This is a genomic window from Phreatobacter sp., assembly GCF_027532945.1.
Taxonomy (GTDB): Bacteria; Pseudomonadota; Alphaproteobacteria; order Rhizobiales; family Phreatobacteraceae; genus Phreatobacter.
This window is the reverse complement of the sequence record NZ_JAPZTZ010000004.1, coordinates 307,230-328,557: the sequence shown is the minus strand read 5'-3', so window position 1 is coordinate 328,557 and position 21,328 is coordinate 307,230. Positions and strand designations below refer to the sequence as shown.

Annotated in this window: 19 protein-coding genes; 7 read left to right on the top strand and 12 right to left on the bottom strand. The window is 68.8% G+C overall.

What is annotated here, in order from left to right; translation table 11 throughout:
* Positions 1 to 16: 16 nt before the first annotated feature.
* Complete coding sequence (locus O9344_RS04295; protein WP_298473221.1) at positions 17 to 1,666, bottom strand: hypothetical protein; 1,650 nt, start codon at positions 1,664 to 1,666, stop codon at positions 17 to 19.
* 232 nt (positions 1,667 to 1,898) lie between these two features.
* On the opposite strand from O9344_RS04295, the gene O9344_RS04290 reads away from it, so the two are divergent.
* Positions 1,899 to 2,498, top strand: coding sequence for a superoxide dismutase (locus O9344_RS04290; protein WP_298473220.1), 600 nt, complete (start codon positions 1,899 to 1,901; stop codon positions 2,496 to 2,498).
* A 365-nt stretch (positions 2,499 to 2,863) separates the two neighbouring features.
* Here O9344_RS04290 and O9344_RS04285 read toward each other — a convergent pair whose 3' ends face one another.
* Positions 2,864 to 3,583, bottom strand: a complete 720-nt coding sequence (locus O9344_RS04285; RefSeq protein WP_298473217.1) for a DUF1194 domain-containing protein — start codon at positions 3,581 to 3,583, stop codon at positions 2,864 to 2,866.
* Between the two features lie 134 nt (positions 3,584 to 3,717).
* On the opposite strand from O9344_RS04285, the gene O9344_RS04280 reads away from it, so the two are divergent.
* Positions 3,718 to 4,869 (top strand): MFS transporter, encoded by a 1,152-nt coding sequence (locus O9344_RS04280; protein ID WP_298473214.1) that lies wholly within the window; start codon positions 3,718 to 3,720, stop codon positions 4,867 to 4,869.
* On the opposite strand, the gene O9344_RS04275 is transcribed toward O9344_RS04280, so the two are convergent.
* Positions 4,866 to 6,980 (bottom strand): S9 family peptidase, encoded by a 2,115-nt coding sequence (locus tag O9344_RS04275; RefSeq protein ID WP_298473212.1) that lies wholly within the window; start codon positions 6,978 to 6,980, stop codon positions 4,866 to 4,868. The genes O9344_RS04280 and O9344_RS04275 overlap by 4 nt on opposite strands.
* 437 nt (positions 6,981 to 7,417) lie before the next feature.
* On the opposite strand from O9344_RS04275, the gene O9344_RS04270 reads away from it, so the two are divergent.
* The 3 genes from O9344_RS04270 to O9344_RS04260 all read left to right on the top strand — a co-directional run bounded on the left by O9344_RS04270 (position 7,418) and on the right by O9344_RS04260 (position 9,314).
* The gene (locus O9344_RS04270) at positions 7,418 to 7,834 is read left to right on the top strand and encodes a MucR family transcriptional regulator (protein ID WP_298473209.1); all 417 of its coding nucleotides are present in this window, start codon (positions 7,418 to 7,420) and stop codon (positions 7,832 to 7,834) included.
* Between the two features lie 557 nt (positions 7,835 to 8,391).
* Positions 8,392 to 8,754 (top strand): chromosomal replication initiator DnaA, encoded by a 363-nt coding sequence (locus O9344_RS04265; RefSeq protein ID WP_298473206.1) that lies wholly within the window; start codon positions 8,392 to 8,394, stop codon positions 8,752 to 8,754.
* Positions 8,751 to 9,314, top strand: coding sequence for a DUF6456 domain-containing protein (locus O9344_RS04260; protein WP_298473203.1), 564 nt, complete (start codon positions 8,751 to 8,753; stop codon positions 9,312 to 9,314). The genes O9344_RS04265 and O9344_RS04260 overlap by 4 nt, the downstream gene beginning before the upstream one ends.
* Positions 9,315 to 9,318: 4 nt before the next feature.
* On the opposite strand, the gene O9344_RS04255 is transcribed toward O9344_RS04260, so the two are convergent.
* The 3 genes from O9344_RS04255 to O9344_RS04245 form a co-directional block, all read right to left on the bottom strand.
* Complete coding sequence (locus tag O9344_RS04255; protein ID WP_298473200.1) at positions 9,319 to 10,704, bottom strand: M20/M25/M40 family metallo-hydrolase; 1,386 nt, start codon at positions 10,702 to 10,704, stop codon at positions 9,319 to 9,321.
* A gap of 93 nt (positions 10,705 to 10,797) precedes the next feature.
* Positions 10,798 to 11,265, bottom strand: coding sequence for a hypothetical protein (locus O9344_RS04250; protein ID WP_298473196.1), 468 nt, complete (start codon positions 11,263 to 11,265; stop codon positions 10,798 to 10,800).
* 159 nt (positions 11,266 to 11,424) lie between these two features.
* A complete protein-coding gene (locus O9344_RS04245; RefSeq protein WP_298473193.1) occupies positions 11,425 to 12,957 on the bottom strand; it encodes a helicase HerA-like C-terminal domain-containing protein in 1,533 nt (510 codons plus the stop codon).
* Between the two features lie 190 nt (positions 12,958 to 13,147).
* On the opposite strand from O9344_RS04245, the gene O9344_RS04240 reads away from it, so the two are divergent.
* Positions 13,148 to 13,276 (top strand): hypothetical protein, encoded by a 129-nt coding sequence (locus tag O9344_RS04240; protein WP_273509785.1) that lies wholly within the window; start codon positions 13,148 to 13,150, stop codon positions 13,274 to 13,276.
* Positions 13,277 to 13,286: 10 nt separating this feature from the next.
* Here O9344_RS04240 and O9344_RS04235 read toward each other — a convergent pair whose 3' ends face one another.
* The gene (locus O9344_RS04235) at positions 13,287 to 14,711 is read right to left on the bottom strand and encodes an amidase family protein (protein WP_298473187.1); all 1,425 of its coding nucleotides are present in this window, start codon (positions 14,709 to 14,711) and stop codon (positions 13,287 to 13,289) included.
* 110 nt (positions 14,712 to 14,821) lie between these two features.
* Entirely contained in the window at positions 14,822 to 15,805 is a 984-nt protein-coding gene (gene meaB / locus O9344_RS04230) for a methylmalonyl Co-A mutase-associated GTPase MeaB (protein WP_298473185.1), read from the bottom strand.
* Between the two features lie 213 nt (positions 15,806 to 16,018).
* Here meaB and O9344_RS04225 point away from each other — a divergent pair, with 213 nt between their 5' ends.
* On the top strand, positions 16,019 to 17,248 hold the full coding sequence (locus tag O9344_RS04225) for an alpha/beta fold hydrolase (protein WP_298473183.1): 1,230 nt from the start codon (positions 16,019 to 16,021) through the stop codon (positions 17,246 to 17,248).
* Positions 17,249 to 17,348: 100 nt separating this feature from the next.
* Here O9344_RS04225 and O9344_RS04220 read toward each other — a convergent pair whose 3' ends face one another.
* The 4 genes from O9344_RS04220 to O9344_RS04205 all read right to left on the bottom strand — a co-directional run bounded on the left by O9344_RS04220 (position 17,349) and on the right by O9344_RS04205 (position 21,159).
* Complete coding sequence (locus O9344_RS04220) at positions 17,349 to 17,999, bottom strand: HAD hydrolase-like protein (protein ID WP_298473181.1); 651 nt, start codon at positions 17,997 to 17,999, stop codon at positions 17,349 to 17,351.
* Between the two features lie 104 nt (positions 18,000 to 18,103).
* Positions 18,104 to 19,603 (bottom strand): tripartite tricarboxylate transporter permease, encoded by a 1,500-nt coding sequence (locus O9344_RS04215; RefSeq protein ID WP_298473178.1) that lies wholly within the window; start codon positions 19,601 to 19,603, stop codon positions 18,104 to 18,106.
* 6 nt (positions 19,604 to 19,609) lie between these two features.
* Positions 19,610 to 20,107 carry a tripartite tricarboxylate transporter TctB family protein gene (locus O9344_RS04210; RefSeq protein ID WP_298473176.1) on the bottom strand — a complete coding sequence of 166 codons (498 nt, stop codon included), beginning with the start codon at positions 20,105 to 20,107 and terminating at the stop codon, positions 19,610 to 19,612.
* Between the two features lie 62 nt (positions 20,108 to 20,169).
* A complete protein-coding gene (locus O9344_RS04205) occupies positions 20,170 to 21,159 on the bottom strand; it encodes a tripartite tricarboxylate transporter substrate binding protein (protein ID WP_298473173.1) in 990 nt (329 codons plus the stop codon).
* Positions 21,160 to 21,328 lie beyond the last annotated feature (169 nt).

Genomic DNA, 21,328 nt, shown 5'->3' with positions numbered 1-21,328 from the left:
CGGACGATAGCGCCCCTCACCCACCGACGTGGGCGCGGAAATCCTTCAGCGAGGCGAAGCGGGTCGTCCCCTCCGCCAGATCCGCCTCGATCGTGCCGTCGCCATAGAGACGGAACGGGATGGTGGCGATGACCCCCTCGCGCAGCAGCGGCGGTGAAGGCGGCGCGGGCGGCGGCGGGGCCGGTGCATCGACCACGGGCTCCTGTCGCGGGGCGGCCGCCCTCGGGTCGGCGAAGATGCCCTTGAGATCATCGAGCAACGAGGCGGCCGGATCGGCCGGCGGCGCCTTGGGCGCGAGGAGATCGTTGAGTTCGGGGAAGTCCTTGGCCAGCGCCGCCATGGCGTCCGGCGGACGGCCATCGCGGCCGGAAACCTGCGGTTCTGGCGCAGCGCGGACGGGCTCCGCTGGGACCGGCTCGGGCTCGACGGCAGGGGCCGGCGCGGGCGGAACGTTGGCAGGCGCCAGCGAGGCCTGAAGGGCGCGCTCCAGTTCCTCCTCGATGGACAGCACCGGCGAGGGCTTCGGCGCGTGGCGCGTCTCGTCGGCGGGCTCGGGCGTCAGGTCGGGGGTCGGCGCCGGTTCGGGCGGCGCCACAGGCCGGGCGAGGGTTTCGCGCAGGCGGGCCATGAAATCGTCGGTGGCGATGACCGGATCGGGCTCCGGCGCTGGCGCTTGGGCTTTAGCTTCCGGCTCCTCCTCCGCGGACGTATCGTCGTCCTCGGCCTGGTCGTCAGAAACGGGCTCGGGCTCGCGATGCGGCGGCAGAACCAGCGGTTCCGGCTCCGGCGTTGCCGGCGCCCTGCCCTCGGTGGCGGCGCCGAGCAGGATGCGCTCCAGCGAGGCGAGGTGGTCCGGCGTTTCCTCGGCGGCGGCCGGCGAGGGCGCAAGGTCAGCCTCGGCGGCCTTCACCTCGTCCTTGAGGTCCTCGACGGCATGGGCGAGGTCAGGCTCGGCCCTGTCGGGCACGACGATGGCAGGGATGACAGGCTGGACGTTCGCCGGCTCGCGCACGACGGGCTCAAGCACCACGGATTCGATACTGACCGGCTCGGGCGCGACAGGCTTCTCGGCGGAACGCTCCTCCAGGGAGGGCTCGGACCGGGCGGATGAGCCGAGACCGGCGGCAAGGACACCGGCGGCTGCGCCGGCGGCAATGCCGGTGGCGGCGGCACCGAAGGGCGCCTGTCCGGCCAGCGGCGGAAGGCCGAAGCTCTGGCGGCTGGGCGGCACCGGCGTGGTCGCTGCCGGCGGCGCGACAGCGGGAGCAGCGGCCGGCGCCAGGACAACCGGCGCGGCAGGCGGCGCGACGGGCGGAGTGGTGCTCCTCGGCGGCTCGGTGAGGCCGAGGTCGAGATCGGGCGGCAATGGCGCCATGGCCTCGACATCGCGCGGCAGGGCCGATGGCGCGAGCGGCGCCTGACCGGCCTCGGCACGACGGCCGGCGGCGAGCGCGTCGCCCAACAGGTCCAGCCTGGCGCCAAGGCGCGCCACCTGGCCGGCAACCACGGCGAGGCCGAAGAGGACGAAGCCGGCGCTGGCGAAGAGGGCTCCGACGATCATGATCGTGTTGCCGAGGCTCAGAAGCGCCGGATTGGTGCCCGAGTAGAGCGTTCCGAGGCCGATCAGCATCAGAATGCCCGCCACGACCTGAAGAATGAGGGCCATGGATCGTCCTTTCACCCCATGCGGGCTTCTCAAGGCCCGCTCCCGATTACCGTTGAGCCGTCAAAAAACGACCTAACCAAGGCAACCCACCCGATTCCCGCCAACTACACCACCCGGCGACACCCGGGCAATTGCCCGGGACGGCGGGCCAGCCTATGTGAGAGGTGTTGGTTCCAAGCGGCTGCCCGTTCCCGTCCCCAAGGGCCGGCAGTCCCCATCAGGAGACGAGGTCATGGCCTTCACACTCGACGATCTTCCCTACGCCCACGATGCGCTCCAGCCCTATATGTCGAAGGAGACGCTCGAGTATCACCACGACAAGCATCACCTCGCTTATGTCAACAACGGCAACAACGCGATCAAGGGCACGGAGTTCGAGGGCAAGAGCCTCGAGGAGATCGTGAAGGGTTCGTTCGGCAAGAACGCGGCGATCTTCAACAATGCCGGCCAGCACTACAATCACATCCATTTCTGGAAGTGGATGAAGCCGAATGGCGGCGGCAAGATCCCCGGTGGCCTCGAGAAGGCGCTGGTTGATTCCTTCGGCTCGGTCGAGAAGGCCAAGGAAGACTTCATCCAGGGCGGCGTGACCCAGTTCGGCTCGGGCTGGACCTGGCTCGCCGTGCAGGGCGGCAAGATCATCGTCCAGAAGACCCCGAACGGCGAGAGCCCGCTGGTCCATGGCGCCTCGCCGATCCTCGGCTGCGACGTGTGGGAGCACTCCTACTACATCGACTACCGCAACCGCCGTCCCGACTACCTCAAGGCCTTCGTCGAGCACCTGGCGAACTGGGAGTATGTCGACGAGATGTTCCAGAAGGCGACCGCCTGAGGCGGGACGCCGGACCACGGATTTCGAGAACCCCGGCCTCGCGCCGGGGTTTTTCGTTGGGGGACGAGGCTTTAGCGCCAGTGGTTCGCTGCAAGACGGAAGTGCGTCCTTCGAGGCTCGCCATAGCATCGAGCGAACGCGAGATGCGTTCGCCTCTCGCTATCCGCTCGCACCTCAGGATGAGGAAGGAGGAGATCTGCAGGGCGGTCAGCGATGGCCGGGGACCGGTGGTGGATCGACCCTGCTGCAAGTCACCACCCTCCTCATCCTGAGGTGCGAGCGACAGCGAGCCTCGAAGGACGCACTTCCTCGGTGCCCGGGATTGTTCCACCGCATGGGTCCACACGCCGTGCAGCCCCTCACCCTCACGCAATCTCCGTCACGATCTTCCGTCTCACCGCCTCGGCGAAGGTCCGGTTCTGGTCCGCCACTTCCACGAAGGCGCCGGGGCCGCCGATCACCGCCTCGCGGTAATAGTCCGGCAGCGGCTGGCCGGCGCGCGCCGGCACGCTGCCACCGGGCCTGAGGATGGCAAGGGCATTGACGGTGATGCCCTTGGCCACCGCATCGTCGCGCGCCTCCTCCACCGGCCGGCCGCCGATGTTCGGCCCGTCGCCGGAGACGTCGATCACCCGCTTGAGGGCGCGAAAGCCGCTGGTCTCCATGTGGCGGACGCAGAAGTCGATGGCGGCGGAAATCGAATTGTAGCCGCGCGCCGCGCGCGGCCGGGCCAGCAGTTCGGCGGCGAAGGCGCGGGCGCTTGGCGCATCGCGGATCACCGTCCAGTCGACGATGACGTGCTGCGAGGTCGGCCCTCCCCATTCGGTGTAGATGACGGCGATGGCGCCGTGGATGCCCTTGGCGATGACCGACAGTACCTCGGGTGAAGCCAGCGCCTCGCCATAGCCCTCGCGCTGGAGGCGGAGCTCGTCATTGTCGATGGAGCCGGAGCCGTCGGCGGCGAGCGCCAGCATGACATCGACATCCACCGGCCGCTGGGCCGCCGCGCCCCCGGCCAAGGTGGTCGCCGCGGCAAGGCCGAGCGCCAGGCGCCGTGACAGGGTCTTTGCTTCATGCACCGCCATTGCCCCCTCCGCCGACACCTCCGCCATGTTCAGATGGGGCGGCCGCCATGACCATCCACATCATCGTGAGGGAGCGCCGCTTCGTATAGGGTGCGCGTCCCGGCCCCCGGCCGCCCCCAATTCCCCGAGCATTGATGGCCCTTCTCATTCTCCTGTCCTTCGGGACGCTGATCGTCGGCTTCGGCGCCTTCGGGGCGATCGGCGTGATCACCCCGATGTCGCGCGATCTCGCCCTCACGCCCGTGGGCGCCGGCTGGATCATCAGCGCCTATGCGCTGGCCTATGCGATCGGCTCGCCGCTCGGCTCCTCGCTGACGGGCCGGATGGACCGGCGCAGCGTGCTGGTCACCGGGATGGGGCTTATCGCGGCCGGCGCGCTGCTCACGGCGGTCGCGGGCAACGCCGCCGTCCTCTATGCCGGGCGGGTGGTGCTCGCCTGCGGCGCCGGGCTCTACACGCCGGCGGCGGCCGGCGTCGCGATGATGAGCGTACCGCCCGAACAGCGCGGCCGGGCGCTTGCGGCCATCTATGCCGGGCTTACCGTGTCGCAGGTGATCGGCATCCCCACCGCCAGCGCGGTCGGCTACAGCATCGGCTGGCCGTGGATTTTCATTGCCATCGCGCTCGCGGCGCTGGCCATGGCGGCAGCCCTCATCATCCGCGTGCCGAAGACCATCCATGTCGCACCGGCGAGCCTCGGCGATCTCGGCCGGGCCATGACAGAGCCGCGCCTCGCCATCGCAGTGCTGGTGACCGTGACGGTGATGGGGGCGGCCTGGATCCCCTATACGTTCCTCGCGCCGATCATCGAGGCGAAGACGGGCTCCGACCCGCGCATCGTGGCGACCCTGCTCATCATCTATGGAATCGGGTCGGTGGCCGGCAATGCGCTCGGCGGCTATCTGGTCGACCGCATCGGCGCAGGGCGCACGCTGCTCATCTCCGCCTCCGGGCCGCTGCCCTGCATGGCGGCGCTGACCTTCCTCGATTGGGGGCCGGTCGGCGGCGCCGTCATCCTCTTCCTCTGGGCGATGATGGGCTGGACCATCGGCGTGTCGCAGCAGGCGCGGCTGGTTGCGCTGGCGCCCGAGCGGCTCCAGGTCCTGCTCTCGCTCAATGCCGCCTGTATCTATGTCGGCGCGGCGTTCGGCTCGAGCCTCGCAGGCTTCGCCAAGAGCGTCGGTGGCATCCCCGCCATCGGAGTGGCGGCGGTCGGGCTCGGCCTTGTCGGCCTCGCCCATGTGCTGCTGTCGCTCAGGCTCGGGGTCAGGCGCGACACCTACTAGGCGAGGCGACCGCCCGTCACCGCCACGGCGAAGGCATAGGACCGCGCAACTTCCGCCAGGCGGTCAAAGCGGCCGGCCGCGCCGCCATGGCCGGCATCCATGTTGGTGAGAAGCAGCACCGGGTTGGCATCCGTCTTGGCGGTGCGCAGGCGCGCCACCCACTTGGCCGGCTCCCAATAGGTGACGCGCGGATCGGAGACGCCGGCGAGCGCCAGGATCGGCGGATAGGCCTGGGCGCGGACATTATCATAGGGCGAATAGGCCAGCATCCGGCGGAACGCCTCCGGATCGGTGATGGGATTGCCCCATTCCAGCCATTCCGGCGGGGTCAGCGGCAGGGTGTCGTCGAGCATGGTGTTGACCACGTCGACGAAGGGCACCTCGGCGAGAATGCCGGCGAAGAGCTCAGGCCGCATGTTGGCGATGGCGCCCATCAACATGCCGCCGGCCGAGCCGCCCTGGGCGACGATGCGGCCCTTCGCCGTCAGGCCTGCCGCGATCAGGTGCTCGGCGGCGGCGATGAAGTCGCGGAAGGTGTTCGCCTTGTGCTCGCGCTTTCCCGTCCGATACCAGCGATAGCCCTTCTCCATGCCGCCACGCACATGGGCGATCGCATAGATGAACCCGCGGTCCACCAGCGACAGCCGCGCGGTGGAGAAGGAGGCTGGCAGCGAGTGGCCGTAGGAGCCGTAGCCATAGAGCAGGACGGGCGCGGTGCCGTCTAGCGGCGTGTCGCGGTGATAAACGAGGGAGACAGGCACGGTCTCGCCGTCGGCGGCCGGCGCCAGCAGGCGGCGCGTCACGTAAGCCGAGGCGTCGTGGCCGGAGGGGACCTCCTGGCGCTTGCGCAGGACGCGCGTGCGGGCGCGCATGTCGTAGTCGAAGGTCTCCGACGGCGTCGTCATCGACGAATAGACGAAGCGCAGCGTGTCGGTGTCGAACTCGTAGCCGGAGAGGACGCCGAGCGAATAGGCCTCCTCGTCGAAGGCGATGGCGTGTTCCTCTGATGTCGTCAGGTTGCGGATGACGATGCGCGGCAGGGCGTTCTCGCGCTCGAGGCGGACGAGCCAGTCCTTCAGCACCGTGGCTGACAGGACGAGCACGCCGGGCCGGTGGGGGACGATCTCCTCCCAATGCTCGCGGCCGGGAGTGGCGAGCGGGGCGGCGACGATGCGGTAGTCCTCGGCCTCGTCATTGGTGCGGATGAACAGCGTCTTCCGGCCGCGGTAATCCGGGTGATAGTCGGGATAGGCCTTGATCTCGCCAAGGCGGGGCAGGACGAGCCAGGGCGCGGCGACGGGATCCGTCAGGTCGAGCGCCCAGGTCTCGGTGGAATCGCTCTGCGAACAGGAGATCAGCGCCAGGCCGCCGGCCGTTGCCTCGCCCATGCCGACGAAGACCGAAGTATCTTTCTCCTCGAAGACCAGCGCGTCATCGGCGACGGGCCTGCCGAGGACATGGCGGAAGATCCGAAGGGGCCGGTGATTGTCGTCGAGGCGGATGTAATAGAGCGCCGAAGCATCGGTCGACCAAACAGCATCGCCGCCGGTCTCCTCGATCACATCGGCGAGGTCCTCGCCGGTGGCGAGATCGCGGATGCGCAGGGTGAAGAATTCAGAGCCCTTGTCGTCGAAGCTCCAGGCGAGGCGGCCGTGGTCAGAGCTGTGGGTGGCGCCGCCGAGGTCGAAAAAGGCCTTGCCGGCGGCGAGTGCGTCGCCGTCCAGCAGGACCTGCTCCCCCGCCTCGGCGCCGCGCGGGCGGCGGCAGACGATGGGATGCTGGCCGCCCTCGCGGTAGCGGTCGAAATATTCAAAGGGTCCGTCGGCCATGGGGACGCCGGCATCGTCCTCCTTGATGCGCCCCCGCATCTCCGAAACCATCGTGTCGATGAGCGGTTTCAGTGGCGCGAGCGCCTCCTCCGCATAGGCGTTCTCGGTGACGAGATGGGCGGTGATCTCCGCCGGAAGGACCGCCGGGTCGCGCAGCGCCTCCTGCCAATTGGCTGCCCGCATCCAGCCGTACTCATCGACGAGCTCGACACCGTGGACGGTTCGCGTCACCGGACGGCGCGCGGCCACGGGCGCGGCGGAGGCAGGGGTTTTCAGGGTCATGCGGTCACCGGCTGGAAGAACTGACTGGCAAGTGGGGGGCAAACGTCCGGAGGCAAGGGCGTCATGCAACCGGCCGGACGCGTCATGGTGAGGCAGGCTCTGCGTCTCGTCACCGCCACATATGTAACGAACCGTATCGACCGGAGCCGCAATTTGGTTGCATTATCTTCATACATACACGTTTTCAGAGCGCTATCAGCCGAAGTTGCCGCCAGACTTGCCGATCCACAACGATATTGTTCACCGATTTACTTCGATTTTTCCGATTCGCTCTTGCATGACCTGCGACAAGGCAGTATCTGCCCATTCTGACACTTCCGGTGCCTTGGCGATTCACCCAGGGGGGCGCAGGCCCGGTCTGTCATGAAAGCAATTGGGCACAACGCTCCTGTCGCGACGTCGTCTTCATGCGTCGCCAGTTGAAGGATTTTCCCACAATGGCCGACTCGTCGACTGCCAACTACATCGAGCTCGCTGCCGATATCGTATCGGCCTATGTCAGCAACAACTCGGTTTCGGCCGGCGACCTTCCGAGCCTGATCAACTCTGTCCACAACGCCCTGCTGAACGTCACGTCCGGCAAGGTCGAGGCTCCGGCCGAGCCGCTGAAGCCGGTGGTGCCGGTGAAGAAGTCCATCACCCCGGACTACATCATCTGCCTTGAGGACGGGAAGAAGTTCAAGTCGCTGAAGCGCCACCTGCGCACCCAGTACAACCTCTCCCCCGAGGACTATCGCGAGAAGTGGGGCCTGCCGGCCGACTATCCGATGGTCGCCCCGAACTATGCCGCTGCCCGCTCGCAGCTCGCCAAGCAGATGGGCCTCGGCCAGCAGCGTCGCCGCAAGGGCCGCTGAACCCGATCCGGTCCATCCGGACCTTTCCAGGAGGCGTCACCCCTCGCCGGGTGGCGCCTTCGTCGTTCTGTGGGGGCGCGGGACGCGGCCGGCGCCCCGCGAGCAACGCCAGGGCGCGCGACAGCACCCAATGGCGGGTGCAGTCATAATCAAGGCCGCGCATCCGCGCGCGCTCCCGCCGCAGCGCCGCCGCGAGGCGCGGCGCGGCACAGCTGTCCGGCGCGAAGACCGCTTCCGCCGCGAGCAGGTCGTGCCAACGCCCCCGCGGGCCGCCCGCATCCGCCGCGCGCCAGCTCCTGATCCTGCTCGGTCGATGATTGGCCTTGGCCATCCGTGCCTCCCGTCCACCAGGGGCGGGAAGGATCGGCGTTCAGACTCCAGTGGGGACAACTTTACCGCGAATTCTTCGCCGACATGGTTGAGACAACGCGCAAGGTCATTGAAAAGGCTGGGCTTTCCGGATCGCGGCCATGCTGCTGCCACGAAAAGGAATAAAAACTTATTATCATCTCCCGTGTTCAGATTGAGGATTGCGGTCCTCGACAGGGAGGTGCGGCATGCTGATGGTCATCGGCGATGGGTGCTGGGAGCATCGCTCCGAGGCGGGTGATCCGGGGATCGACGTCGCTGTGGCTCTCGCGGCGTGGGTTGCCGGTGTGGACTCGGGTGCGCTGATGCGGGACACGCGCGGCAAGGCGCATGTCGCCGCGGCGCGGCATCTCGCGATCTATCTGAGCCATGTGGCGCTCGGCCGCGACCTGACGCGGCTGTCGCGTGCCTTCCGCCGCGACCGCGCCTCGCTGCGCCACGCGATCCGGCGAATCGAGGACGAACGCGACGACCCCGCCTTCGACCAGCGCCTCTCGCGGATCGAGGCCATCCTCCTGCCGCTGCGCGGCCCGGCGGAGGTGGCGCGATGACCGGCAGGACAGCAGGGCGGGCCGGGAGCCAAAGCGACCACGACCGCTTCCGCAGGGCGCGGCAGGAGCGCCTCACCCTCGACACGCCGGAGGGGCCGGTTGAGATCGACCTGACGGAGAGCCCGCTGCGCTGGTTGGCGAGCCGTCGTGACGCATCGGGCCAGCCGTTCCTCCGCGACCACGAGGTGGAGGCCGGCGAGCGCTTCCGCCGCGACGTGACGCTGGCTGGGCTCGTGCCGAAGCTCGGCATCGCCTGGGCGGCGCCCGTCTCGGGAGGCGGTCGGGGCGAGACCTATACGGAGGTGGTGCTGGCGGCGCGCCAGCGGCTCGATGCGGCCATCACGGCGGTGGGGCCGGATTTTGCCTCGCTGCTGCTCGACGTCTGCGGCTTCCTCAAAGGGCTGGAGACCGTCGAGCGCGAGCGCGGCTGGCCGCTCCGCACCGCCAAGGTGGTGCTGAAGCTGGCGCTTTCCGCGCTGGCCCGCGCCTATGGGCTTGCCGAGGCGGCGGTGGGACCGGAACGCGGCCGCATCCGCGCCTGGTCTGTACCGCCGGACTGAGCCGTCAGGTGGCGAGGGCGTCGAGGATGCGCACCCAGGAGCGGATGCCCTTGTGGAACGAGGAGAGGTCGTACTTCTCGTTGGGAGAATGGACCCGGTCATCCTCAAGGCCGAAGCCGACGAGCAGGGTATCGAGGCCGAGATCTTCCTTGAAGGCGCCGACAATGGGGATGGAGCCGCCGGAGCCGATGGTGACGGCCTTGCGGCCCCATTCCGCCGTCAGGGCGCCGCGCGCCTTGGCGAGAACCGGCATGTCCCAGGGCAGGGCGATGGCGGCGCTGCCGCGCGAGCCGAAGAACTCGGCGCGGCAATCGGCGGGAAGCTGGGCGCGGATATGGGCGCGGAAGGCTTCGCGGACCTTCACCGGGTCCTGCTTGCCGACGAGGCGCATCGTCACCTTGGCCCAGGCCTCCGAGGGGATCACGGTCTTCGATCCCTCGCCGGTATAGCCGCCCCAGATGCCGTTGATGTCGCAGGTGGGACGCGAGGACACCATCTCGATCAGCAGGCGGTCCTTCTCGCCGATCGGATGCTTCAGGCCGATGGCGCCGAGGAAATCTTCGGCCTTGAGGTCGAGGCCCTTCCAGTCCGCGAGGATGTCGGCCGGCAGGTCCTCGACGCCGTCATAGAAGCCGGGAATGGCGATGCGCCCGTCCGGTCCGTGGATCGCCGCAATGGCCTTGGCGATCATGTGGATGGGGTTGGCGGCAGCACCGCCATAGACGCCGGAATGCAGGTCGCGGTCGGCGGCCACCACCTTGAACTCGTCCACCACGATGCCGCGCAGCGAGGTGGTGATGGCCGGCGTCTCCTTGTCCCACATGCCGGTGTCGCAGACGAGGGCGATGTCGGCGGCAAGATCCGCCTTGTTGGCGCGGACGAAATCGAAGAGGTGCTTGGAGCCGCTCTCCTCCTCGCCCTCGATGAGCATGGTGATGCCAACGGGCAGCGAGCCGGTCACCGCCTTCCACGCCCGGCAGGCCTCGACGAAGGTCATCACCTGCCCTTTGTCGTCGCAGGCGCCGCGGGCAACGATCCGCTTCGAGCCATCGGGCCCCGTGGCGATGCGCGGCTCGAAGGGCGGCGTCTCCCAGAGGTCGAGCGGATCGACCGGCTGGACATCGTAATGGCCATAGAAGAGCGCATGCGGGCCGGCACCACCCGGGCTCTTGGCCACCACGGCGGGATGGCCCCCGGTGGCGCGCGCCTCGGCCGCAAAGCCCATGGTCGCAAGATCAGCCTTCAGCCAGTCCGCAGCAGCGGCGCAATGGGCGGCATAGGCGCTGTCGGTGGAGACCGAGGGAATGCGGAGAAACGCGAAAAGACGCTCGAGGCTCTGGTCGAGGCTGGCATCGACGGCGGCGAGAACCTGATCGACAGGGCGGGTCATGGCATGTCCGGGTGGGTGTTCGGGAGGCGCGAGGCTAGCAATCCGTCCCGGCCTTGCAAACGCCGATGGCGCGGGGCTGGCTCCCGGCCCGCCTCAGCCGCCCTCGCCGCCAGCCGGGGCGCCGCGCACCGAGGCATGGGCGCGGCCGATGCGGCGGACGCGCTGCATCAGCGCGCCGATACGGCGATAGACCTGGCGCGGCGCGGCGTCGACGGACATGACCGCGGCATAGCCGGAGGCGAGCGCCATGCGGGCGGCGCTGCGCGACGTGCCGGGAAGCAGGAGCAGGCAGGGGATGCCGGCCTTCAGCGCCGCCTCGGGTGGCTGGGGCGGCAGGGGCAGGACCGGTGGCGCCGCAGTGCCCGCCTGCGGCGGCGAGGACACGACGAGCACGTCGACCTTGCCACCCTCGATATGGACAGAGAGCGAACCGACGTCGGCGAGGCCGACGGCATGGACGATGCCGAGATCCTTCAGGCTCTGGGCCGCATCCGCCGGATCGACACCGTCGAGGCGCAGCACCACAACCCGCGCATCCTGGATCTGCTTCCTGCCGGCCATCACACCATTCCCGATGTTCGCCGGAGGCCAGCCACAGGCGACCCTTTGGGGGTCGGCGGTGGGGGCCCGGCCGGCTCTCATCGGCAGGGATAGCGTTACCAGATTAGGGACCCTCTACGAATTTCACTGCAATTGATGCGATTGCCGCGCGAACTTCACCTACCGCCGCGTGAGGCCGCCGAGAACGCCGCGCATGATGGCCCGGCCGAGCTGTGTGCCGACGCTGCGGGCCACGGAACTCGCGGCGTTCTTGATGATGACCTCGGTGGTCGACATGGGCGCGCGGCCGCGGCCCTTGCCGGCAGGTGCGCCGCCGCCGGTGCCCAGGATCGAGCCGAGGATGCCGCCGAGCCCACCCATGCCGCCGGTATCGGCCTGCTGGGCCTGCTGCTCGGCCTGGATCTTCTGCTCGGCACGCTTCTTCAGGATTTCATAGGCGGATTCGCTGTCGATCGCCTCGTCGTACTTCCCCTTGAACGGGCTCTTGGCGAGGATCTGCCGGCGCTCCTGCTCGCTCACCGGACCGATGCGCGCCACCGGTGGGGAGACCAGCGTCCGCTGGACGATGGAGGGCACGCCATTGCCCTCGAGGGTCGAGACCAGGGCCTCGCCCTTGCCGAGCTGGGTGATGACCTCCTCGGTGTTGAGGTCGGGATTCTGGCGGAAGGTGGTGGCCGCTGCCTTCACCGCCCGCTGGTCACGCGGCGTGAAGGCACGCAGGGCGTGCTGCACGCGGTTGCCGAGCTGGGCCAGCACCGTCTCGGGAACATCCAGCGGGTTCTGGGTGACGAAATAGACGCCGACGCCCTTGGAGCGGATGAGGCGGACGACCTGCTCGATCTTCTCCACCAGCGCCTTGGGCGCGTCGTTGAAGAGCAGGTGCGCCTCGTCGAAGAAGAAGACCAGCTTCGGCTTGTCGACGTCGCCGACCTCCGGCAGCTCCTCGAACAGCTCGGAGAGCAGCCAGAGCAGGAAGGTGGCGTAGAGCTGCGGGCTCCCCATCAGCTTGTCGGCGGCGAGGAGGTTGATGGTACCGCGGCCGTCACGGTCGACCTTCATCAGGTCCTTCAGCGCCAGGGCCGGCTCGCCGAAGAACTTGGAACCGCCCTGGTTCTCCAGCGTGAGAAGCTGGCGCTGGATGGCGCCAACGGAGGCGGGCGAGACATTGCCGTAGGCCGCGCGCAGCTCGTTCTGCAGCTCCTTGTTCGAGCCGAGTTCCTGCAGAAGGGCGCGCAGGTCCTTCAGGTCGAGAAGAGCGAGGCCGTTCTGGTCGGCATAGTGGAAGAGGATGTTGATGACCCCTTCCTGGGTGTCGTTGAGGTCCATGAGCCGCGACAGCAGCAACGGGCCCATCTCGGCGACGGTGGCGCGGATCGGATGGCCCTGCTCGCCGAAGAGGTCCCAAAAGACCACGGGGAACTGGTCGGCATGCCAATCGAGGCCGACCTGCTTGGCGCGCTCGGCGATGAAAGGCTTTTCCTCGCCCATGGCGGCGACGCCGGAGAGGTCACCCTTGATGTCGGCGGCGAAGACCGGCACGCCGGCATTCGAGAAGCCTTCTGCGAGGACCTGCAGCGTCACCGTCTTGCCGGTGCCGGTGGCGCCGGTGATCAGGCCGTGGCGGTTACCGAACCGGAGCGCCAGCCATTCCTGCTTGGTGCTCTTGCCGATGAGGAGGGCGTCGTCGGCCATGATCCGTCCTGTCCGCTGCGGGGCGATGTCACGGTTCTAGCAATGACGCAGGGGCATCGCCAAGCGCCAAGACGGGGCGCCGTACTGCGACAGGTCGGCCGCGAGGCCCCCGCCACGGCCTTGACGTGCATCAAGGTCGTCAAGGCCGGTCGGCGCGATCCTGCCCGCGTCATCCTGGGAGGATACGACCATGACCGAAACAATGTTCCTGAGCCTCGTGCTCTTCGTCTTCTGCGGATTCGGGGCCGTGGTGGCCTGGGTCGACTACTCGACCAAGGACGTGCGCCCGCCGATCGCCGGCCCCGGCCCGGCCGAGTGAGCGCCGCGGCTCAGCCGCGCGCCCACAGCGTCTCGACCAGCGTGCCCGCCCGCTCCTCGATGGCCTCGGCCGCCTTGAGGCAGAGGTCCTCGCGGTAGCGCGAGGCGATGAGCTGGACGCCGATCGGCGTCCCACCGAGAAGCCCGACCGGCACCACGGCCGCCGGCAGGCCGAGCACGTTGATCGCCGACATGAAGCGCAGGTCGTTCCAGAACAGGGAGCGGCCGCGCTCCGGGCTTTCGAGATCGGCGTTGAAGGACGGCGTCTTGCGCACCGAGAGCGGCGACAGGATCACCGGATAGTCCTCCAGGAACAGCATCCAGTTGCGCAGCACGCGGGTGCGGCGGGCGATGGCCTTCATGTAGCCCTCGCGGTCGAGAACGGTGCTGGTGCCCTTCATCGACTCGATGGCGGTGATGAAGTCGGCGCTGCCATGCTGGCGCATCGTGGCCTCCTGCAGCACCGTCAGCTCGGTGAAGATCAGGTCGGACCAGAGCTTCCAGGTGCCGTCGAGATCGGGCAGCTCGACCTCGTGCACGTCGTAGCCGGCATCGGCGAGGTGATCGGCCGCTGTGCGGACGAGCGAGATCACCTTGGTGTCGCCCTTCATGTCGCGCGGGATCTTGGCAAAGGCGACCTTGATCGGCCCCTTCAGCTTCGGACCTTTCAGCGGCGCCGGCACCCACCAGGGGTCGCGCGGGTCGCGCATGGCCATGACCTCGAGGCCAAGGGCGACATCCTCGACGGAGCGGGCGATCGGTCCCTGCGACGACATGAACTGCGCCATGAGCGGGCGCTCGTCGCCCTTCAGCTGCGTCGGGTTGAAGGCGGGGATACGCCCCTGCGTCGGCTTGATCGTGGCGACGCCGTTACAGAAGGCCGGCCAGCGCAGCGAGCCGCCGATGTCGTTGCCGTGGGCGATGGCGCCGATGCCGGCGGCGACGGACGCGCCCGCGCCCCCCGATGAGCCGCCGCAGGTGATCTTGGGATCCCAGGGGTTCAGCGTCAGCCCGTGCAGCGGGTTGTCGGTGAAGCCGCGCATGGAGAATTCGGGCGTGTTGGTGAGGCCGATGATGATCGCGCCGGCCTTGCGCAGGTTCGACGTCACGGCGGAATCGTCGGGGGCGATATTGTCCTTGAAGGCCGGCACGCCGTTGGAATTGGCCTGGCCCTTGACGTCGAGATTGATCTTGATGGTCACCGGCACGCCGTGGAGCACGCCAAGCTCCTCGCCGCTGGCCTGCGCCTTGTCGGCGGCCTTCGCCGCCTTGATCGCGTCCTTCGACAGATCGACAACGACGGCGTTGAGCTTCGGGTTCACCGCCTTCATGCGATCGACATGGGCCAGGACCACCTCCTCGGCGGAGACCTTGCCCTTGCGGATCGCCCGCGCAGTCTTCACCGCGCTCCACTGCCAGATCGGTGCCTTGGCCACTGTCGTCGTCTCCGCGTGAGGGTGGCTGGATGGTGCGCGGGGATGGGTGCGGGAGGGAAGTGCCGGCAGCGGGGACAAGTCATGCGCGGAGCCACCACCTCGCCGGTCGGTCAGAGGCCCAAGACCCCGGCGATTTCCTCCACTGCCAGCATCGGCGCGAGGCGGCCGGAGGCGACATCGGCCTCCAATGCCGGCAGGCGGGCCTTCAGCACCGGATCGCGCTTCAACCGCTCGGCGACGCGCTCGTGCAGCATGGTCCACATCCAGCGCACGCCCTGGGCCCTGCGGCGGGCGGCGAAATCGCCGGAGCCTTCCGTCTTCTGCCGATAGGCGACGATCTGTTCCCAGAGGGCGTCGAGCCCCTGGTTGGCGAGGCCGGAAATGGTCAGAACGGGGGGCGACCAGACGCGTGAGCGCGGCGCCATGATGTGGAGCGCGGCGCGATACTCGGCCGCAGCCGCCTTGGCGCGCATGGCGCCGTCGCCGTCCGCCTTGTTCACCGCGATGATGTCGGCAAGTTCCAGGATGCCCTTCTTGATGCCCTGGAGCTCGTCGCCGGCACCGGGCAGCATGAGCACGAGGAAAAGATCGGTCATGTCGGCGACCGCGGTCTCCGACTGGCCGACGCCGACCGTCTCGACGAGGATCACGTCGAAGCCGGCAGCCTCGCAGAGCAGCATGGTCTCGCGCGTCTTGGCGGCAACGCCGCCGAGCGTGCCGGACGAGGGCGAGGGCCGGACATAGGCGCGCTCATCGTTGACGAGGCGGGCCATGCGCGTCTTGTCGCCGAGGATCGAGCCGCCAGTGCGCGTCGAGGAGGGATCGACCGCCAGCACCGCGACGCGGTGGCCCGCGGCGGTGAGGTTCGAGCCGAATGTATCGATGGTGGTCGATTTGCCCGCGCCCGGCACCCCGGTGATGCCGATGCGGATGGCGCGGCCGGTTTCGGGCAGCAGGACCTGCACGAGCTGCCGGGCGAGCGCCTGGTGCTCGGGCTTGGTCGATTCCACCAGGGTGATGGCGCGGGCCAGCACGGCGCGGTCGCCCGCGCGAATGGCGGCGGCAAGCTCGGCGGGATCGACAGGCGGACGCATGTTCAGCGTGCTAGCAAAGCCACAGCCGGCAGGCGAGCGATTCGACGCCCTCCCCTGCCCTCCCTTTCGCCCCATTGCGGCCACGCGCCACCTCTACCCGCCAGTGGGAGGAGGCGGATGTCGCCTCTCTCAACCTTTCCTCAACCCGGCGGCGGCATTGCTCTGCCGCTCCTCCTCACGTGGATCCCTCGCGCCCCCCGCGCCTCCCCCGCCATGCCCCTGTCGTCAATGCCGCCCCGCCCCGCTTCTGCCCTTCGCCTCGCGACCCTCGCCGCGGCGGCGCTGGCGCTTGGCGGCTGCTTCGGGCCAAGCCTGTCGGGCATTACCGGCTCCGTGAGCGCGCTGACCGCCCCGCCCTCCCAGCCGGTAGCGACGCCGGTCTTCGTCACCTCGACCCGGCCGGCTTTCACCGGCGACCGGCTCGGCGCGCCCTCGGCGGAGCGGGCACGGTTCTACCGCCAGGTGGTGAGCATGCCGCCGGGCCGCGCCACCGGATCGATCCCGCGGCCGCAGATCACCTCCGAGAACCCGCGGCGCCACGCCATGCTGGCCGACCGCGACGCCCTCACCCCCGATGCCTTCCGTCGCGAGCTGGCGCAGACCATCGCGGCCAAGCCCTTCGACCAGCGGGACGTGCTCGTCTATGTCCACGGCTTCAACACCGACTATGACGAGGCGGCCTTCCGCATCGTGCAGGTGGCGGCCGATGGCGGCTTCCGTGGCACGCAGGTACTGTTCACCTGGCCGAGCTATCGCCGCGTGCTGGCCTATTCCGGCGATCGCGAGGTGGCGACCGCCTCGCGCGACGCGCTGGAGAAGCTGCTCTCGGACCTCGGCCGCACGCCGGGCGTCGGCCGCATCCATATCCTCGCCCATTCCATGGGCGGCTTCCTCACCATGGAGGCCCTGCGCCAGGCCTCGATCGCCGGCAATGGCGAACTCGGCGGGCGCCTCGGCGAGGTGATCCTCGCCGCGCCCGACCTCGACGTCGAGGTGTTCCGGCAGCAGATGGCGCGCATCGCACGCCCCTCGCGCGTGTCGCTCTTCGTCCAGGCCGACGACCGGGCGCTCGCCGCCTCCTCCACCGTCGCCTGGGACCGCCAGCGTGTCGGCGCCCTCGATGTGCGCAATCCCCAGCACCGGCAGGTCATCTCCTCGCTTGGCGTGCGCGTCTTCACCATGAGCGCCACCGGCTGGACCGACCTCATCCGCCACGGCACCTTCGCCGAGGCGCCGGAAATCGTCCGCCTGATCGGTGGCAAGATCAGCCAGCCGCCGGTGATCGAGGATTCGCTGCCGCAGGTGGCGGAAGCCCCGCCCTTGCCCTCGGAACTGCGGGCGCCGCAGGAGCAGGCGCCCATGGCCGGCCAGCCGGACAGCGCGCGGACGGTGACGAGCGAGCCGATAACTGCCGCGGGCCCGCAGGCGCCAGCAGCCGACTAGAGCATCATCCGATCACGTGGGCACCGGTTGATGGATGAGATGGTGCGATACAACAACAAGGTAGATCGGCCGATCTGATGCAGTCAGATCGGAAACCACTCTAAGCGCGCTTCGGCGCCGGACCCTCGAGAATCAACCGCTCCAGTTCCGCCGGCTCGTCGACGATCGCGGTTGGGTGGGCTGCTTCCAGCGCCCCGCGACGGGACAAACCCCATGACACAGCGATGCTGGCGATGCCGGCCTCGCGCGCGGCCGTGACATCGCGCTCCTCGTCGCCGATGGCGACGGTATGCTCCGGTGCGACCCGATGGCGGCGCATCAAGCCATGGAATTTCGGAGCCTTGCCGAAGAGCGAGGCGCCGCAGGCGAAATCGACGACGAATTCGGCGGCAGGTCCGAGAATGCGCTCGATCGTCGATCGGCTGTTGGAGCTGGCGATGGCCACGATGACGCCGGCGCCGCGCAGCCGGTCGAGATGGGCGGCGGCATAGGGGAAGAGCGGGATCCGGGCGGCGTTCTCGGCGGCTAGGCGCCGGAAGTCGGCGACGATGAAGGGCAACTTCCACAGCGGCACGCCCAGCGCCTGGATAATCTCGTGGTTGGGACGGCCGCGCAGATGCTCCCGCTCGGCATCGTCGATGACGCGGTAGCCGTGGCGACGCGCCACGTCGTTCATCACGCCGAAGCCCCATTCGGCGCTATCAGCGAGTGTTCCGTCGAAATCGAAGATCGCAAGGCGGTAAGCCGGCATGCCCCCCGGCTAGCAGCCGGGCGCGGCGCGGTCAAACAGGTCACGGTTGTGAAGGAGGGCCGGGGTGCCGCCGGGCGACCCGAAGGGCCGCCCGCCGACCACAGTCACGCGGCCGCGGCGGTCGCCTGCGTGCGCTTCTTGTAGAGCCAGACGGCGAGCGGCCAGACCATCAGGCCGATCGTGATCGCGGCGAGGGTCGCCGAGACCGGTCGGGCGAAGAAGGGCAGCAGCGAGCCGTCGGACTTGATGAGCGAGGTGATGAAATGGGTCTCCACCATGTTGCCCATAACGATGCCAAGCACGAGGGCCGCGACCGGGAAGCCGTTCTTCTCCATCAGGTAACCGATGCAGCCGAAGGCGGCGACGGAGATGACGAGGAAGAGGTTGTTGCCGGTGGCGAAGGAGCCGACGGCGCAGAGCAGCACGATCACCGGCATGATCATGTAGCGCTTGGCCCGCAGGATGAAGGTGGCGAGGCGGATCATGATGATGCCCAGCGGGATCATGATGATGTTGCCCAGCATGAAGATGATGTAGAGCGCGTACATGCTCGACGCCTTCTCGGTGAAGAGCGTCGGGCCAGGGTTGAGGCCCTTCATGTAGAGCACGCCGATGGCAATCGCCGTGATTGTGTCGCCGGGAATGCCGAAGAGCAGCGAGGGCACCCAGCCCGAGGCGAGCGAGGCATTGTTGGAGGCGCCGGCCTCGATCAGCCCCTCGGGATGGCCGGTGCCGAACTTCTCCGGCGTCTTCGAGAAGCGCTTGGCCATGGCGTAGGAGACCCAGGCCGCCATGTCGGCCCCGGCGCCCGGCAGGACGCCGATGATGATGCCGACGACGTTCCCGCGCGCCTGCTGCTTGGGGTATTCCTTGGTCAGCTTCCACTGTCCCGCGAGGATCGAGCCGAACTTGCGCCGCGCGAGTTGCGGCGGTTCCGGCACCGACATGGCGCGCATGACCTCGGCCACGGCGAAACAGCCGACGAGCGCCGGGATGACCTCGATGCCGCCGAGGAGGTCCGTCATTCCGAAGGTGAAGCGCGGCGTGCCGGCCGGGTTCTCGATGCCGACGCAGGCGATGAGCAGGCCAAGCAGCATCGCAGCGATGGCCTTCACCGGCGAGGAGCGCGCGACGACGGTCGCGCACATCAGGCCGAGGAAGGCGAGCCAGAAATACTCGAAGGTCGAGAAGGACAGGGCGAATTCGGCCAGCAGCGGCGCCATGATGATCAGCGACAGCGTGCCGAAGACGCCGCCGAGCGCCGAGAACCACAGGCAGATGCCGAGGGCCAGCTCCGGCTGGCCCTTGCGCGTCATCGCATAGGCCTCGTCCGTATAGGCCGCAGAGGCGGGCGTGCCGGGGATGCGCAGGAGGCAGCCGGGAATGTCGCCGGAGAAGATGGCCATAGCCGAGGCGGTGATGATCGTGGCGATGGCGGCGATGGGCGACAGGTAGAAGGTCACCGGCACGAGGAGCGCCGTCGCCATGGTGGCCGACAGGCCGGGAAGCGAGCCGACGACCAGGCCGTAGATGGCGGAGAGCAGGATGGCCAGCAGCACGTCGGGTGCCAGCACCATCTGCCAGGCTTCGATGAAGGTGCTCATGGCGGCCTACCAGGGGATCGGGAGAAGGCCGGGCGGCAGCGGCACGCGCAGCAGCTTGGCGAAGACGAGGTGGACGGCGGGCGGTGCGCAGAGCGCCAGGATGAGGGCCGAGCGCCACGTGCCGCCGAGGGCGAAGCAGGTGGTCGCCACCATGACCGCGGCGGTTGGGATGAAGCCGAGATGGTCGACCGTGAAGGCGTAGAAGAGCAGGAGCAGCGGCGGCACGATGGTCTTCAGTGCTGCGTGCGGCACGGGCGCGACGGCGTCTGCGGGAACGTGGGCGCCATCCTCGGAGGCCACTACCTCCTCGGGCTCCTCGAACGACTTGCCGATGCCGATGGCGATGGCGATGCCGCAGAGGACGAGGCCAATGCCGATCACCATCGGGAAGACATTGGGGCCGACCTGCTGGCCCGGGACTGGCGGCAGCAGCGACCCGCCATAGGCGACGGCAGCTCCCAGCACGGCGAGGCCGATGCCGGTGGCGCGGTTCGGGATATGCATGGGACTGGACCTTGGGCGCGAGGACCCGCGGCGGGCCGCGGGTCCTGCCGATGGATGCGAGGTCAGGCCTGGCGGGCGAGGCCAGCGGCCCTCATGGCGACGCCCATGGCGGCGTCACCCTCGGCCATGAACTTGGCGAAGCCCGCGCCGTCGGCCCATTTCACGCCGAAGCCACGAGCCGCCATGAAGTCGGTGAACTCCTTGGACTCGTTGATCTTCTTGAGCACCGTGGTGAACCGCTCGGCGATCGGCGCCGGCAGACCCTTGGGCGCCGCGATGCCGCGCCAGGCACCGACCGTGTAATCCACGCCAATGGCCTCCTTCAGCGTCGGCACATTCGGGAACTGCGGGTTGCGCGCCGAGGCCATGATGGCGAGCGACCTGGCGCGGCCGGCGTCGAGCATGGCCTTGGCCTCGGGGACCGAGCAGGTGACGATGTCAATGCCGCCGGCGGCGAGGTCCTGCATGGCGGGGGCGGCGCCGTTGGAGGGCACCCACGGCACGGCGGTCGGCGGCAGGCCCATGGCGCCGAGCCAGCCGACGAGGGCGAGGTGCCAGATGCCACCCTGGCCGGTGCCGGAGGCCTTGAGCTTGCCGGGATTCGCCCGGATCGCGTCGGCGAGGGCCTTGAGGTCGGCATAGGGGCTGGAGGCGGAAACCTGCACGCCCGGCGGATCCTCGTTCATGAGAGCCAGCGGGGTGTAGCTGTCGTGCTTGAGCTGGGTGAGGCCCTGCCAATGCATCATGGTGATTTCCACCGTCACCATGCCGATCGTGTAGCCGTCGGCGGCACCGGTGGCGATGGCGGAGTGGCCGACGACGCCGGAGCCGCCGGTGCGGTTCACGACGTTCACCGGCTGGCCGAACTCACGCTCCATGAGCGAGCCGACGATGCGGGCGGTGGCGTCCGTGCCGCCGCCGGCACCCCAGGGCACCACGAGGGTGATCGGACGGGCGGGGAAGGCCTGGGCGAGAGCGGGGGCGGAGAGCTGCGAGGCGAGGCCGAGGCCGGCTGCGCCGGCCATGAGGTGACGACGGCTGAGTTCAGTCATGGTGATCTTCCCTTGATCGATCGGCCGGTTGATCCGGCTCGTATCTGGTTTGGCAGGCTGCACCGGAATGGAGGGCGTTTCAACCGTTTCGAATGGTGGTGTGATGGTGCGCATAGGAGGGTTGCGGGGAGTGCCGCCGCCGGACCCGACTGGCCTCTCCCGCTATGCC